This is a genomic window from Bacillus cereus group sp. BfR-BA-01356 (genome assembly GCF_022663635.1).
GTDB lineage: Bacteria > Bacillota > Bacilli > Bacillales > Bacillaceae_G > Bacillus_A > Bacillus_A cereus.
In genome coordinates this window covers 1-15,364 of the sequence record NZ_JAKUFX010000034.1, presented here as the reverse complement: position 1 = coordinate 15,364, position 15,364 = coordinate 1, and the positions used below count along the sequence as shown (strand labels likewise).

Here is a 15,364-nt window from a genome sequence, read left to right as displayed (position 1 = left end):
TATTCTATACAAATATATTTAATATCGAAATTAGCCCAAGTGCTACTACAGATAATATAGTCTCCATTGCAGTCCATGTTAATAATGTTTCTTTCACAGTCATTCCGAAATACTCTTTAATCATCCAAAATCCTGAATCATTCACATGTGATAAAATTAATGACCCTGCACCAGTTGCAAGTGCTAATAATTCAACATTTACACCTGGTGTGCTTGCTGCAATCGGCGCAACAATACCAGCTGCTGTCATCATAGAAACAGTTGCCGATCCAGTTGCAATTCGGATTAGTGCCGCAATTCCCCACCCTAATAATATCGGTGAAATATGTGATTCTTTCGCCATATCTGCAATTGTCGTTCCAATTCCAGAATCTAATAATACTTTATTAAATGCGCCGCCTGCACCAATCACTAACAATATGTTTGCAATAGGTCCAAGGCAATCATTTGTAAATTGTAACACTTTATCTTTTGAGAAACCTTTTGCATATCCAAGACTAAAGAAAGAGTAAATGGTTGCAATTAATAAAGCCACAATCGGATCTCCAATAAAGTGTAATACTTGTGCTAATTGACTCGTTTTATTTAATGCAACTTCTGCTATTGATGCACCAAGCATAAGAAATACGGGAAGTAAAATTGTAAACAATGTATTCCAAAAGCTAGGAAGCTCTTTTTTATTATCTTTTTCAACAAATTGCTCCGCTATATCTAATGGTACTTCCTTATGTATACGAGCACCAATCCATTTCCCGTAAAGTGGACCTGAAATAATTGCAGTTGGAAGTCCGACAATTAACGCATATAAAATTGTCTTCCCTACATCTGCTTTAAAAATACCAACTGCCGCCATTGCCGCTGGATGCGGTGGAACAAGTCCGTGTACGACTGACAGTCCTGCTACTAGCGGAATACCAATTGTAATAAGTGATACCCCAGTTTCTAACGCAATTGTAAATACTAACGGAATTAATAGTACAAATCCAACTTGGAAAAATACCGGAATCCCTACTAAAAATGCAACGAACATCATCGCCCAGTGAACTCGTTTCTTCCCAAAACGATTAATTAATGTGTTAGCGATACGTTCAGCACCACCAGATTCGGCCATCATTTTTCCAAGCATCGTTCCTAGTGCTAAAACTATCGCTAAAAACCCTAATGTATTACCAAGCCCTAGTTTAATAGAATCAATAATCCCTGGATCTTTTGGTGAAGTTCCAATTAAAGGCATTCCCATTGCTAATCCTACACCAATTGCTGTTAAAATTAATGCGACAAATGGATGCCATTTTACTACCGTAATAAGTAAAAGTAGTATGACAACTGCCGCTAGTACGATCCCAACTACCATTTCTCCCAATCCCCCTATTGTTTACGTTGGAAAGCAGCTATACAATCAAATTCTTCTTTCAAGCGATTGTAAAGTCGTTCATACATATAAAACATTTCTAAATATATAGCCGTATTTTCTTTATTCGGTACATGGTGATGGACAATATCAATCCAATCCTTTACCTCTTCAAGAGAATCAATTTTTCCTACAGCATATAAAGCAACTGCCGCTGCCCCAAGCGCAGATGCTTCATGACTTTCAGGTACAAGCAATTCTTTTCCCATCATATCGGACAACATTTGTCTCCAAAATGCAGATTTTGCAAACCCTCCTGAAACTCGTATTTCAGTAAGTGGCCCTGTACAATCCCTGATTGCGAGTGCTACTGAATATACACTCATACAAACACCTTCCATCACTGCACGTATAAAATGTTCTCGCTTATGTTGAAGATTGATTCCAAAGAATGTACCACGAGCATTTGCATTCCAGTAAGGTGCGCGTTCTCCAGATAAGAAAGGTAAGAACAATAGCCCATCCGCTCCAGCTGGTACGCTTTCTGCATATTTAATTAATAAATCATAAGGCTCAATGCCGAGCTTTCTTGCTACTTCTTGCTCTGGACTACCAAATTCATCACGTAACCATCTCAGTAATATTCCGCCGTTATTCGTTGGACCACCGATTACCCAGTGCTCATCTGTTAATGCGTAACAAAACGTTCTCCCTTTCTCATCTGTATTTATATTTGATGAGATTGTTCGAACCGCACCACTCGTTCCAATCGTAATTGCAGCCGCACCCGGTGATATCGCACCAACTCCTACATTTGCAAGAACCCCATCACTTGCTCCGATGACAATTGGTGTTTCTGCACTTATCCCCATCTTCTGTGCTAATTCTGGCTTCATACCTGATAAAATATATGTAGTTGGTACAGGGGTTGATAATTGTTCTGGTGACATATGTAACATAGTTAAAACATCTTCATCCCAGTTTAATGTTTCTAAATTAAATAACCCCGTAGCAGAAGCAATCGAATAATCAACTACGTAGCGTGAAAATAATTGGTAAATCACATACTCTTTAATGGAAATGAATTTATAGGCACTTGTATATAACTCTGGTTCCTCTTCTTTCATCCATAACAATTTAGAAAGTGGTGACATTGGATGAATCGGTGTACCTGTACGTCTATAAATCTCATGCCCATTCATTTGTTGTAATAATTTTTCTGATTGCTTCGTACTTCGATTATCTGCCCAAATGATAGAACGCGTTAATGGCGCACCATTTTCATCTACTGCAATTAATGCGTGCATAGCTGTACTAATACCGATTGAAGAAATATCTTCTGGTAATACATTACCTTTTCCAATGGCAACGCTTACACTTTTGTATACAGCGGCACATATTACATCAGGATCTTGCTCAGCCCATCCTACATTCGGTTGAATAATTGGGTAATCGATTGCATGTGATGCAATGACTTTTCCTTTTTCTGTGAACACAACCGTTTTTGTACTTGTGGTACCGATATCAATCCCGATTACTCTCCCCCTTGTTTCCATGCGAATCTTCCCTTCATTTCTAGCAAAATACGATTTAGTAAACCGTTTACATGAATTAGTATATAAAATATTTTTTCGTTTATCAAGTTATAAAAAGAAAATTTTTTCATATCAAAAAATAAATCCCCTCATTCCATTTCACTTATATACTAAATTTAGCTTTTCCATGCGGTAAAATTACGTTATATTCGTTACGCAATACACTCTTTTCTCTCATTAACAACACATACATAGTCCTCCATACGTTCTACTTATTTGCTTGAAGAAAGAGTTGAAAAGCAATATTTATTTTTAGCGGTCACGTAACATCACCATCAAACCAAGAAAAGTAACTAACCGCAGAATGAGAATTCTGTGCATTTTACTCTTATTTATTGTTTTAGGTTCACTAGTCTTTTATCTTGATAAACATAGAGCGTGACCCCCTATTATCACTTTTTTATCTTGTAAATATATCTTGCATACTATAAAATCGAAAAGTATTTTTATTTTTCAGAAAAATAAAAACAATAACACGAAATTTATTGTATAATGTTGTAAAAAGATGTCGGAGGGATTTAATGTTAAATAAAATATCTCAATTCACAATTAAGCTTTCATCAATTCTTTTATCACTCTTACTATTATTAAATTTACCTTATTTATTTATTACTCAACAAGGATTTACCTTTCAACCAATTTATTTTTTTAATCAGACCGTTACTATGTTAAAACAGGTTTTTTCCCCTGAATCATTAGTGATTATAGGATCAGACCCGAAGTTTGGCCATTTCAAAAAAACACCATTATTTCCAACTGTTTTAGAACCTTACCTATATTCATTTACTATATTATTTTTAGCCTTTTTTCTTGCTCTCTTTTTATCATCTAGCATGGCATTTTTTTATTTTTTAGCAAAAGATTATATAAAAAAATGGATAAACCGAATTGTGTTCATATTAGAAGCTGTCCCTGATATGATGATGATGATTTGTTTGCAAATTTTTTTCATATGGGTACTTCAGAAATTTGGGGAATCTCCTGTCACTATTATTTCCTTTAATGAAAATCGAGCTTATTTACTCCCTATTTTATCATTAGCTGTCTTACCTACATTACAAATGTTTCGGATGATGGTGTTATACATAAAAGAAGAGCAAGGAAAACATTACGTAGAGGTTGCATATGGAAAAGGCCTTTCATCAAGTTATATACTATGCATTCATTTATTCAAAAATATATCTATCCACTTCTTCCACCATTTAAAAACGATTTTTGTTTTCTTACTTTCTAATTTATTCATTTTAGAATTTGTTTTTAATATGGAAGGCATTATTCAATTTTTATTTAATAAGGCGTTTGTTTCACCTCCAGCTGCATTTATCATACTTGTTATGATTATTTTACCATTTTATGCTATTTTCCAAATAGTCTCATTCATGATGAATAGATGGAAAAAGCAAGTGAAAGGAGTATCATTATGAAATCTATTTGGAAATCAAAACGCTTTTTAATCGGCTTTACTTATCTATTCATACTTATTTCAGCTAGTTTTATTTATAGTTGGTTCTTTAAAGATAACATCCCAAAACCTCCTCAGTTACTTTACAATGACAATAACGAATTACTTGGAAAGGCCCCCTTTCCGCCATCGTTAATTCCACCTTTTGGATCTGATCGTTTTGGAGAGTCTGTTTTCTTACAAATTGTAGAAGGAGCAAAATTCACTATTTTATTAGCCATGGCAATTAGCTTCTTTCGAATTTTATGCGGAACATGTATAGGAATCCTCTTAAGTTTATTTGCTCCAAAACTCAAAAGATTTTTCCAGTCATGCTCAGAAGTTTTTTATTATATTCCAACTCTATTTATCGCATTCATACTCATCACGCCCGTTAATATTATAATCACATCAAATGCTGATGGGGTAGATCCAAATATTTCATTTACGTTTTATCAAGTACTCGTACTTATTTTCGTCGCTCTGCCTACACTTTCTTTATACATATCCTCAGAGGTTGATGAATTTATGAAACAAGATTACATCTTAAGTTCACAATTACTGGGGGCTAGTCGTTTTCATATTATTAAAAAACACTTACGAGTCTTATTACTTGACCGCTTATTTGTATTATTTATGGAACATATCGTCCAAACACTCATACTCGTTATCCATTTAGCGCTGCTTAACATTGTAATTGGCGGCATACAAATGCGTGAACTCTATGACGGAGTGCTCAAACCTGTTTCTCTATCTAATGATTGGGCAGGTCTTATTGGATTAAATCGTAATGAAATGAATCTTTCATGGTGGATTATTTTTTATACTCTCGCTTCATTCTTTATTACGATTCTATTTATTAAGCTTATGACCATCGGGATTCAAGATGCACTGAAAGCAAGAGATTCGCAAATTGTAGCAATTCAAAACGTTCCAGATCATAAAAAATTTGTTAAACATAAAGATTCCTTTTCGTTTGCCAATAAAGTAAACCTTTAATCATTTCTCATTAATCAAGTATTAATTGGCATCGATATTAGTAGAAAATAAAGAAGATGATCCCTATTAAATACAGGGATCATCTTCTTATGCTGTCTAGCTTTTTTACATGTCCTTTGCTAGACTCATGCTTTTTATATTTAAAGTGAATTATTTGCAATCACAATTATGTTTTTTAAAATCAATTACCATACGCCCTTGAATTCTACCTTGTTCCATTTCTTCGAATACATTTTGTACTTTATCTAGAGAACAAGTTTGAACAACTGGCACTACTTTTCCTTCTGCCCCGAACATAAACGCCTCTTCCAAATCTTTACGAGTACCAACTAGAGAACCAACTACTTCAATTCCATCCAGTACAAGTCGTGGGATGTTTAAGTCCATTGTTTCTACTGGTAGCCCTACTGCAACTACTTTACCGCAAGCACGTACTGCATCAACTGCTGAGTTAAAGGCTACTTTAGAGACTGCTGTTACTACCGCAGCATAAGCGCCACCAAACTCCTCTTGCACAATTTTATCAGCAGGACCTTGAGAAATTGGATTGATAGTCATATCAGCACCAACTTCTTTCGCTAAGGCTAATTTGTCGTCATTAATGTCTACTGCGATTACCTTTGCACCAAATACATTTTTAGCATATTGGATAGCTAAGTTACCTAATCCACCGCAGCCATAGATTACAATAGGTTGACTAGGTTTAATATCTGATACTTTAATAGCTTTATATGTAGTTACACCAGCACAAGTAATTGATGATGCTTGAGCAGGATCTAATCCTTCTGGTACTTTTACCGCATAATCAGCTGTAACGATACATTGTTCAGCCATACCACCATCCACTGAATAACCAGCGTTTTTAACTTCACGGCAAAATGTTTCTCTACCAGTTACACAATATTCACAACGTCCACAAGATTGGAACATCCATGCAATACTTACACGGTCACCTATCTTTAGTGAAGTAACATCATCAGCTATTTTCGTAACAATACCTACACCCTCATGACCAAGAATACGGCCATCAGTGTTACCAAAATCATGATTCGCAACGTGTAAATCAGTGTGGCACACTCCACAATACTCTACATCTACTAACGCTTCACCTGAGTGTAACGGACGTAATTCTTTTTCAATCACTTCGATGTTTGCTTTGCTGTTTTTATTAACCACTACTGCTTTCATATGTGATCTCCCCTTTAGTGTTTTAGCATTTTAATGAGTTTATCTCACAACTACTTTCTTCACTACTTTGGCTAGTTATTGTACCAAATTTAAGTGTTCAATCATCATTACATCTTCATCATAACATGACACTTCATAAACAACTTGTGAAATTATGAACAATATTTGAATTATTACACAAATCGGTCTTTATTTTAAATTTTTAAAAATGAGAGTTTATCATTGACTATAAGTAAGTCATACATTTCTAAAACAAAATAAAGTAACAAACTTCTCACCGATAAAAAAGCTCTTCACTCAATATTTTCTACATGTAAACACTTAGTTTCACAGTAATATCCTTTGCCACCAACATAAACTTTTTCTATTTTATTTTTGCTATTGGTTGCTAATTTAACTAATATTTCAGAAGGCGAGTGTAGAGAATAACCTTGTTCAAATACATAGACTTCTTTTTTCAAGTAGTCCTGTTCATAAAGGTAGCAAGCTAATGCACCGTTCGAAGTTCCAGTCGCTGCTTCTTCATTGATGTCGTATAGCGGAGCAAAATTTCTGCATATAATTCGATTGTCATTAAAAGTATATAAATGCATCCCGACAACATTATAATACTTGCTGATTTCTTTAATTTTTTCAAAATTAGGTTGCAGTGCATGTAATTGTATTTCGCTTTTTATAGGAATTAAAATATCTTTTAAGCCCGTGGAGACAATTTGAATTGGGTATTTATTGTCTATATCTTTACTATCAAAACAGTCGGTGAACTCATTTGGAGATACAACATCATAGAATATCGGTTTATTTTGTTCCATGAATATGATGTCATCTGTTATAGTAATAGTAAGAACACCGCTGTTCGTTTCAATCGTATAGCGATTCCTGAAAAGTTTATTTAAATGCATCAGTATCGCGAAAGAGCCAATTGTGGCATGACCACATAAATCAACTTCTTCTTTTGGAGTAAAATACTCAAATTTATAATCAGCAAGTTCAGATTCTGATATAAATGCGGTTTCCGCATAACCCAGTTGTTTGGCTATTTCCATTTTTTGAGTAGTGGTCAATGTATTTGTATTCTCAATAAATACCACTCCTGCTTTATTTCCGCCTTTATGATCCTTGCTAAATGCACTTGCAACATAAACAGATATTTTCATAAGACATCTTCCTCACTTATAGTAAATTATAGTATAGAAAGCACTACATATAAATTCCATTGGATAAATTATCCCTAAAATAAGAAACAAACTATTTTTAGCATTTGAACTCTCCAAAAATAGTTTGTCTACAGTCTGAAAGCTCTTCATTTGAAGAGCTTTTTTTATATTCGCTTCATCGAAATCGTTTCACGTATACTTTGTAAATTTTTTAGAGTTTCCTCTTGTCGCTGCAACGACAACCCTACATACAAAGTATCTAATAAGCTTAACTGTGCTAATCGTGATGAACTTGCTTCTGTGCGGAATTCAGTCTCACGTGTTGATGTATATAACGTTATATCAGCAAGTTGACTTAATGCTGATTTCTTATAGCTCGTAATCGCAATAATTTTGGCCCCTCTTGCTTTCGCTACTTCTAACGCTTCAAGTAATCCTTTATTGCTACCAGAATGAGAAATACCAATAACAACTGAATTTTCCGAGAGTAAACCTGCTCCCATAATTTGAAAATGCGAATCAGTATGAGCGATACAAGAAATACCCGTTCTCATAAACTTATGATACGCATCCATTGCAATAATACCAGAGCCACCATTTCCATAAAACTCAATTCGACTTGCTTCTTGTAAGGCTCGTACAGCCTGCTCAAGTGCCGTCTCATTAAGCAAATGTAAAGTATCTTGCAGTCCTGTAATATGCGAATGAAAAACTTTTTTAGCAACAGTTACCATACTATCTTCTGCTGATACCTCTTCATGGATATTTTGCATCGGTGTATGTACAATTTCACGAGCTAATGTAATCTTTAAATCTTGAAAACCTTGCAAACCAAGGTTTTTACATAAGCGGAATATCGTAGCTTCGGAACTATTCGTAACTTCAGCTAATTCTGTAATAGATTTATGTACAACATCTTGTGGATGTTTCAAAATATGTTCGGCAATACTTCGCAATTTCGGTGATAAACCATTTAACGAAGCCTGAATCTTTCCAATCCCACTTCTTGTACCAGGCATAGCATATCCTCCCCTTCCATCGTAGCTTTATCCTGTAAAAACCGATTAGTTAAACTAATCATCAGTGGGGATGGTCCCCCACTGATTAGAGTTTCACTTTATTGTACCTAATTATCGAAAGAAGAAAAACCTATATTAGGGATTACTATAAATTTTAATTGCTCCTATGTATTCTGTCATACGATATAACAGAATTATTCATGCTTATGAATAATTCTCTCCATGTTTCACTGCGTATAATGCGGCTTGCGTACGATCATCCACTTCCAATTTAGCTAAAACGTTTGAAACGTGTGTTTTCACAGTTTGTTCTGTAATATGAAGTTCTGCTGCAATCTCCTTGTTGCTTCTTCCTTTCGCAATTTCGCGAAGTACCTCTTGCTCTCTTTTCGTTAACATTGAAAAAGGATTTTCTACTTCCTTCTTTACTGCAGAACGCCCCATTAATGCAGGTGTTACTTTCGGGTGAAAATTCGCATTTCCTTGATGTACTGCAATAATAGAAGCGACAAGTTGCTCAGGTTGTACTTCTTTTAATTGATAACCATCTGCTCCAGCTTCAAGTGCTGGTATAACATAATCTTGCTCTGAAAAACTACTTAATATAAGTACCTTTATTGTCTCATCATATTGCTTTAGACGTTTTGTTGCCTCAATTCCATCCATTTTCGGCATCGATACATCCATTAGTACGACATCTGGTCTTTCTTTTTGCACGAAATGTAATGCCTCTTCGCCATTTTCCGCTTCCCCAATAATTTCAAATTCTTCTCTCGTTTTCAAAAAGAATACAAGTCCTCTTCGAACGATATGATGATCCTCAACTAGTAGCAGTTTAATCTTCAACCTTATTCTCCCCTTCAAATCGGCAATTGAATTTCTATTTTTGTACCCTTTTTCAGCTCTGTTATAATTTGAAACGATCCCTTCATTAACTGAATACGTTCCTTCATACTTTTCAGGCCAAGTGCTGATTCCCTTACTTGTTCTTGTATAAATCCTATTCCATTGTCTTCTATGTAAAAATGTAACTGGTTATTTTCTATTTTCAAAAGAATATGTACCTTTTCACACGAAGCATGCTTTTTACAATTATGTAGCGCCTCTTGGCTAATACGCCATAAAACTTCTTCTATTTCATCCCCAATTGAAACCATCCCATCAATTCGAACTTCCACTTGAACTCCTAATAACTTCCCGTAATTTTGAATTGCTTCTGCTAATCCTTTCTCCAATCCTTCAGGTCTTAATTGCCAAATTAATAGCGTCATCTCTTGTAATGCTTCTTGTGATAATTCCCCAATATAACTTAACATCTCTTGCAATTCTCTATCTTGCGTCATATTCAGAGTACCTTTCGCCGTTAGCATAATAGAAAATAACAATTGTTTTACTGAATCATGTAAATCACGTGCAAGTCGATTTCTTTCCGCTACCACTACATATTTACGTTCTTTCTCAACTAATTGAATACGTTGTATTGTCGTTCCAATTTGAAATGCAATTGATTCTAATAAGGCTAACTCTTCCTCAGAAAAATGAGTCTTATGAGGTGCAGCCACATTTAGTAGACCAAATTTTTCTGATCCAGACCTAAGCGGAATTGTCGCATGATGTGTAACATCTTCTGTCTCTCCCCAATTACATTCAATTGCATCTTCTATTCGCTTACATTCAATAATATTAGTCGCTTTTTCCAATCTCCCATTCACAAAACGTTCTACACACCAACAGTTTCCTTCACACATCGGCTTCTTCTTTTGCCACGTAAGAGCCTCTGGTAAATTTTCGTCTACAAGCATGCTGTGCTTTCCACTTTCATCAATAAAGAATATCCACCCTGTTTGTAAATTCATTACTTGTAACAATGTATGCAACACTTTTTCCAACATATGCTGTAAGTTTGTTGCTTCATTTAATAATTCAGCAATTTCTTTTAATGCTTCTAAACGACGCATCTCTTTTTCTTCAAAGTTCATTCTCATCACCAACTACAATTATAACATTAAGAAATTTCTAAATTCTATAAATAAAAAAAGAACCGAATTCCTTCAGCCCTTTCTTTATATCAATCATTTTATTATTGTTATTCTATCCAATGTTGGAAGCAGAATTTTTGTTAACAAACGATTCTACTTTAGCTGTCCGATAAAGATTGTCCACCATGGATATGCTGTAAACCTTCAGTAGTAACAACCATATTCGCTGCTGGCATTTGCACTTGATTCTTATGGAACATAGACATTAATTCAAATCTTACTTGTCTAGAAGTTTCAAAATAATCTTCTGGCTTTATTAAACCTGTAATACAAAATTCATAGCCAACATATTTCAAGTTAGGATTTAAGTCTGTAACACCGACGTATTTAAATGGTTCAACAGCCTCATCCTCTACTCTATAAAGAGTTTGATTCAATTCTTCATTACATATAATACATACTTCTTCTAACAATTCCTTCACTCTTGTTGGATCTTCCTGATAACTTACCGTGATGCGTTCAATTACACGCATCCATCCTTTATTAAAATTTTGTATCGTTCTAATCTCTCCGTGCGGGATGGTAAGTAGTTTTCCTGACCATTCACGAATTTGCATAAAACGAATACTAATCTCTTCAATAGTTCCTGAATTTGTTCCGTTAAAAGTTACAAAATCACCAACCCGAAACTCTTTGTCCGCTAATCTTGCAAAGCCTAATATAACATCTTTTAGCATCTGTTGTGCAGCAAAACCGATGACAACTCCAGCTATCCCTGCACCTGCAATAATACTTTTTATATCTACAAATTGGCTAATTAAATATATGATAAGACTGATGATAATGATATATCTAAAAATAGATCGAATTACACTTTGAATCGTCTGCTCTATCTCTTCATCAAAAAAGCTTGATTTCCTAAAAAACCAATCAATAATACGGTTTATTACAAAAGAAATAATGATTAAAACTAAAGCAAATAGTAAAAATCTTAAAAGTAAAAACTCTCTTACATAATTAAAAAATTCTTCAGTATACGTTAATAAGCTCATTTAACCACTTCCTTACTAATTAAAAAATTCATAATCGCCTAAGTTTGTTCCAGAAAAATCTATTATCCTAATCTAAAATGCCACTATCCTTACTATGTATTTTGACTCTATTACTAATTCACCTTAAACAGTATGTCTAGGTGTTCTTTTTCCTTTCCCTTTAAATATACCCTTTTTAATAACCTAAGGGGGGAGCAAATCGTGAAATTTTTTTATACGTTAAAACTTTATTCATGTCATTACGATTTCAACTAATTTATTCATTAACTACGTAAAAAAAGAGCTGAATTTATCAGCTCTTTTATTCGATATTAATTGTTGTCTTACTGCTCTTTTCTTCTTTCAATTTTGGTAATTCAATTGTCAGTACGCCATCATTATAATTTGCTCTAACATTTTCTTCCTCAACTTGTTTAAAACTAAAGCGTCGAGTTACAGAACCTATAGAACATTCTTTACGAATATATGTGCCATTCTCATTTTTTTCTTCTACTTCATTATGGTTAGTTGCTTGAATCGTTAATACATCTTGTTCAAAATCAACTTGAATGTTTTCTTTTTGAAAACCTGGTAAATCTGCTTTCACAGTATATTTATCAGATTGCTCATGAACATCTACTTTAAAAGTATCCATGTTCAGTGGCTTAAAGAAAGCATCTGTCATCCCTTCTAATAAAGAAGGCCCAAAATCAAAAATGCCATTTTGACGTTTTGTTATCTCTGGAAATAAATTACGCATATTTTTTCCTCCTTATTATTTATGAATGAAAGATTATCTCTTTCTGCCTTTATTATAACATTTGGTCAAAAAAGGTCAAAGTTTTTGTTTGACCTTTTTTGATGTATATTTTACCAAATAAAACAAATAAGTTATATGTCATCTCTCCCCTTATAAAGAGGAATATATCTACATAATAACGAATAGTTTATTTGCTCTTATTTTTTCTTACGGAGGTTACATACAATGGGATATATTGAAGAACTTAGAAAAGTTGTCGGATCAAGACCACTCAATCTAGCAGGAGTTGCTGTAGCTGTTTTCAATGAACAAGGACAAATAAAAGAGACCTTTTTTAAAGGCCTCTTTTTTCACTTCACTTCTGCATGTAAGCATGACTTAAAATGTCCAAGTGCATATTCATGCCCTTGTGCATTAAAAGATGCAACCGCCTTTTCATAAACAACAATTTTAAACCCTTTATTATAAGCATCTACTGCTGTATGAAGAACACAAATATCGGTACAAACACCTACAAGATGAACTTCTTCTATTCCTCTTTCTCTTAGCTTCATATCTAAATCCGTTCCAGCAAATGCACTATACCGTGTTTTATCCATATAATATACATTCTCTGCATTTTTATATATTTCGTACACATCTTGTAATTCACCAAACAAATCTCTTCCACTTGTACCAGCTATATTATGGGGCGGGAATAACTTTGATTCTGGATGATATACATCATTTTCTTCATGTTTATCAATAGCAAAGACAACGTAATCTCCATTTTCAATATATTGCTTCGTTATATGTACAATTTCCTTCTCAATTTCCTGTCCTGGTTTCCCGCAAGTTAAAGCCCCCTTTTCCGCTACAAAATCATATGTATAATCAATATTAATAAGAGCTCGTTTCATAACCACTATCTCTCCTTCTTCTGTTTCACAGTAAACAATAGAAAATTTGTTATTACGACATCGTATGTACTATTCGACATTTCAAATGAAATACCTACATTTTTCTTCTGAAACTTACCTTAGTCCGAGTTTATCATATAATAGATAAACAATGGTAAAACAAATAACTCCTATTAACAAGTCATGAATTTGATAATTGAGCGTTATTTGCATAAACTCTTGTATCGTAAACCAAATTACTGCCATCATTAGGCTAATCAAAATGATACGAATACACCAATTCACGTATTCAACCTCTTTCTCTGTCATAGTAGTAACAAGTGATTACTTCCTATTTAATCGTATTAGAAAATGAAATAAGTTATTCACTCTTGCACACTCTAGTCCAAACAAAAAAGCACACTACTTTTTGAGTAATGTACTTTTTATTCTTATTAAGACGCAGGTTTTGTCTCAAATGTTGCTTGATTAAAACTAATAACCTTTCCTTTCGGATCATTGTTTTCATACTGAACTGCAGTAATTGTATGACTACCTGTTTCCAGCGTTTTTTCTTTTAACTGCACTGTTGTCTGCGTTGTACTAGTTACTTGATGTTTATCTGTATACATTTGATCTACAAATACGAATGTTTCTTTATCACTTTGAAAATTAGAAAGTTCTAATTCAACTTGCTGAATTAACGTATCCTTTTTGATGAATACAGTCGGTATATTGCCGTTTTCAGAAGTACCATCTGGAGTAATAACTTTTACTTTCCCTTCTCCAATTGACATTGCTCCTTCAGGAAATACAACCATATTCTCATCACTTGCGTTTACAACTTGTTCTTCCTGTTTTGATTGCGCGTCCTCTTTTTCCTGTGGAGCACCGCAACCAACTAATAACAATACAGACAATCCAGTGATTATGAATTTTTTCAAAATTCATCCCCCCTGTAACTTCATTATAATTTATTATACAAAAATAACTTTTAAATTTTGAGACTACATTCAACACTTTCATGAACAAATAGAATCCTGCTCACGATTAATGTATCATACTTTCCTTAATAGAACATTAATTTTTTTTATGAAATAAATAGTAATTCCCTCTTATCTATCATTTTAGCCCAACATATGAATTACATACCCTCAAAAATAAAAAGACATTGTTAATTCAATGTCTTTTCTATACAGCAATTAAAAAACAAACGTTGTAATCTCATCTACTTCTTTTCTTGGAAGTTTCTTCGGTTTATCTTTCGGAAATCCGAGTGAAATAACCATATTTATTTGTTTTTCAGGCTCAATTTGTAAATATTGGCGCAGTTCATCTTGAGCTAGCAATACTGGCCCTGTCATTGGACAAGTACCAAGTCCCTTTGCATGTGCAGCTAACATTAAGTTTTGTGCCGCTAAACAGCTACTCTTAATGCCTTCTTCTTCCCAAACTGAATCTGGAACAAAAGCAATTGGATCAAATATCTTTTCACGGAACTTTGATTCATATGGTGTTGCCAAACATACGATTAATACTGGTGCCTCCGAGAAAGCTGTTGCATATGGTCCGAAAGAACGTGTAAGTAATTTCCCTGCTTCCTCTTCTCCATTTTCTGCTGCTTTTGCCGCAAGTTTATGTAATGCATCCCATGTCATTTGTTCAATTTCTTTAATCTTCTCTCGATTCATGATAACTAAGAATTCCCACGTTTGTGAATTCGTATCACTTGGTGCGTAACGAGCACAATCAATTATTTCTTTTATATCATTAGTAGATACTTCTTGATCTGTAAACTTTCTAACACTTCGTCTTCCGTGAATTACTTCTTTAAAATCTTCATAATTCATATATTAAATCCCCTCGTATATTAATATTTAAGCCCTATCTCAGGCTTAGTTTTACTCTCTAATAAGAGTCCAGTAATAAAGAAAATACTTGGACGTCTCAAGATATTTCTAGATAA

15 protein-coding genes and 1 pseudogene are annotated in these 15,364 nt (G+C 34.0%); 3 read left to right on the top strand and 13 right to left on the bottom strand.

Going from position 1 to position 15,364, the window contains the following annotated elements; all coding sequences use genetic code 11:
* Positions 1–4: 4 nt before the first annotated feature.
* Together MR168_RS14060 and gntK are read right to left on the bottom strand one after the other, a co-directional pair.
* Complete coding sequence (locus MR168_RS14060) at positions 5–1,354, bottom strand: GntP family permease (RefSeq protein WP_000260208.1); 1,350 nt, start codon at positions 1,352–1,354, stop codon at positions 5–7.
* 14 nt (positions 1,355–1,368) lie between these two features.
* Positions 1,369–2,907: a gluconokinase gene (gene gntK, locus MR168_RS14055; RefSeq protein WP_086412214.1), complete on the bottom strand. Its 1,539-nt coding sequence runs from the start codon at positions 2,905–2,907 to the stop codon at positions 1,369–1,371.
* A 560-nt stretch (positions 2,908–3,467) separates the two neighbouring features.
* On the opposite strand from gntK, the gene MR168_RS14050 reads away from it, so the two are divergent.
* Both MR168_RS14050 and MR168_RS14045 read left to right on the top strand, forming a co-directional pair.
* The gene (locus MR168_RS14050; RefSeq protein WP_242291397.1) at positions 3,468–4,370 is read left to right on the top strand and encodes an ABC transporter permease subunit; all 903 of its coding nucleotides are present in this window, start codon (positions 3,468–3,470) and stop codon (positions 4,368–4,370) included.
* Positions 4,367–5,386, top strand: coding sequence for an ABC transporter permease (locus tag MR168_RS14045; protein WP_000836565.1), 1,020 nt, complete (start codon positions 4,367–4,369; stop codon positions 5,384–5,386). The genes MR168_RS14050 and MR168_RS14045 overlap by 4 nt, the downstream gene beginning before the upstream one ends.
* Before the next feature lie 150 nt (positions 5,387–5,536).
* On the opposite strand, the gene adhP is transcribed toward MR168_RS14045, so the two are convergent.
* The 7 genes from adhP to MR168_RS14010 form a co-directional block, all read right to left on the bottom strand.
* Positions 5,537–6,574, bottom strand: coding sequence for an alcohol dehydrogenase AdhP (gene adhP, locus MR168_RS14040; RefSeq protein ID WP_000649119.1), 1,038 nt, complete (start codon positions 6,572–6,574; stop codon positions 5,537–5,539).
* Positions 6,575–6,867: 293 nt separating this feature from the next.
* Positions 6,868–7,731 carry a PhzF family phenazine biosynthesis protein gene (locus MR168_RS14035; protein WP_000704323.1) on the bottom strand — a complete coding sequence of 288 codons (864 nt, stop codon included), beginning with the start codon at positions 7,729–7,731 and terminating at the stop codon, positions 6,868–6,870.
* Positions 7,732–7,895: 164 nt separating this feature from the next.
* Complete coding sequence (locus MR168_RS14030) at positions 7,896–8,750, bottom strand: MurR/RpiR family transcriptional regulator (RefSeq protein WP_001119646.1); 855 nt, start codon at positions 8,748–8,750, stop codon at positions 7,896–7,898.
* Between the two features lie 204 nt (positions 8,751–8,954).
* Positions 8,955–9,596, bottom strand: coding sequence for a two-component system response regulator CasR (casR, locus tag MR168_RS14025; RefSeq protein WP_000694629.1), 642 nt, complete (start codon positions 9,594–9,596; stop codon positions 8,955–8,957).
* Positions 9,597–9,610: 14 nt separating this feature from the next.
* Positions 9,611–10,729 (bottom strand): two-component system sensor histidine kinase CasK, encoded by a 1,119-nt coding sequence (gene casK / locus MR168_RS14020; RefSeq protein ID WP_001008471.1) that lies wholly within the window; start codon positions 10,727–10,729, stop codon positions 9,611–9,613.
* Positions 10,730–10,887: 158 nt separating this feature from the next.
* Positions 10,888–11,781 (bottom strand): mechanosensitive ion channel family protein, encoded by an 894-nt coding sequence (locus MR168_RS14015; protein ID WP_006925149.1) that lies wholly within the window; start codon positions 11,779–11,781, stop codon positions 10,888–10,890.
* Positions 11,782–12,082: 301 nt separating this feature from the next.
* Positions 12,083–12,520, bottom strand: a complete 438-nt coding sequence (locus tag MR168_RS14010; RefSeq protein ID WP_242291396.1) for an Hsp20/alpha crystallin family protein — start codon at positions 12,518–12,520, stop codon at positions 12,083–12,085.
* A 225-nt stretch (positions 12,521–12,745) separates the two neighbouring features.
* Here MR168_RS14010 and MR168_RS14005 point away from each other — a divergent pair.
* Positions 12,746–12,841 (top strand): annotated as a pseudogene (locus MR168_RS14005) (NUDIX hydrolase); the annotation flags it as partial.
* A 29-nt stretch (positions 12,842–12,870) separates the two neighbouring features.
* Here MR168_RS14005 and MR168_RS14000 read toward each other — a convergent pair.
* The 4 genes from MR168_RS14000 to MR168_RS13990 form a co-directional block, all read right to left on the bottom strand.
* On the bottom strand, positions 12,871–13,419 hold the full coding sequence (locus tag MR168_RS14000; protein WP_061113273.1) for a cysteine hydrolase family protein: 549 nt from the start codon (positions 13,417–13,419) through the stop codon (positions 12,871–12,873).
* A 114-nt stretch (positions 13,420–13,533) separates the two neighbouring features.
* A complete protein-coding gene (locus tag MR168_RS33655; protein ID WP_033686798.1) occupies positions 13,534–13,728 on the bottom strand; it encodes a hypothetical protein in 195 nt (64 codons plus the stop codon).
* Positions 13,729–13,853: 125 nt separating this feature from the next.
* Positions 13,854–14,342 (bottom strand): putative periplasmic lipoprotein, encoded by a 489-nt coding sequence (locus MR168_RS13995; RefSeq protein WP_000713496.1) that lies wholly within the window; start codon positions 14,340–14,342, stop codon positions 13,854–13,856.
* Between the two features lie 258 nt (positions 14,343–14,600).
* Positions 14,601–15,248: a nitroreductase family protein gene (locus MR168_RS13990; protein WP_086411611.1), complete on the bottom strand. Its 648-nt coding sequence runs from the start codon at positions 15,246–15,248 to the stop codon at positions 14,601–14,603.
* Positions 15,249–15,364: the final 116 nt, after the last annotated feature.

Bases quoted from the DNA above. Each gene is read 5' to 3' on its own strand.
- MR168_RS33655 (WP_033686798.1), bottom strand. From the start codon at position 13,728: ATGACAGAGAAAGAGGTTGAATACGTGAATTGGTGTATTCGTATCATT.
- MR168_RS14015 (WP_006925149.1), bottom strand. From the start codon at position 11,781: ATGAGCTTATTAACGTATACTGAAGAATTTTTTAATTATGTAAGAGAG.
- MR168_RS14030 (WP_001119646.1), bottom strand. From the start codon at position 8,750: ATGCCTGGTACAAGAAGTGGGATTGGAAAGATTCAGGCTTCGTTAAAT.
- MR168_RS14045 (WP_000836565.1), top strand. From the start codon at position 4,367: ATGAAATCTATTTGGAAATCAAAACGCTTTTTAATCGGCTTTACTTAT.
- MR168_RS14000 (WP_061113273.1), bottom strand. From the start codon at position 13,419: ATGAAACGAGCTCTTATTAATATTGATTATACATATGATTTTGTAGCG.
- MR168_RS14060 (WP_000260208.1), bottom strand. From the start codon at position 1,354: ATGGTAGTTGGGATCGTACTAGCGGCAGTTGTCATACTACTTTTACTT.
- MR168_RS13990 (WP_086411611.1), bottom strand. From the start codon at position 15,248: ATGAATTATGAAGATTTTAAAGAAGTAATTCACGGAAGACGAAGTGTT.
- MR168_RS14010 (WP_242291396.1), bottom strand. From the start codon at position 12,520: ATGCGTAATTTATTTCCAGAGATAACAAAACGTCAAAATGGCATTTTT.
- MR168_RS14035 (WP_000704323.1), bottom strand. From the start codon at position 7,731: ATGAAAATATCTGTTTATGTTGCAAGTGCATTTAGCAAGGATCATAAA.
- adhP (WP_000649119.1), bottom strand. From the start codon at position 6,574: ATGAAAGCAGTAGTGGTTAATAAAAACAGCAAAGCAAACATCGAAGTG.
- casK (WP_001008471.1), bottom strand. From the start codon at position 10,729: ATGAACTTTGAAGAAAAAGAGATGCGTCGTTTAGAAGCATTAAAAGAA.
- gntK (WP_086412214.1), bottom strand. From the start codon at position 2,907: ATGGAAACAAGGGGGAGAGTAATCGGGATTGATATCGGTACCACAAGT.
- MR168_RS14050 (WP_242291397.1), top strand. From the start codon at position 3,468: ATGTTAAATAAAATATCTCAATTCACAATTAAGCTTTCATCAATTCTT.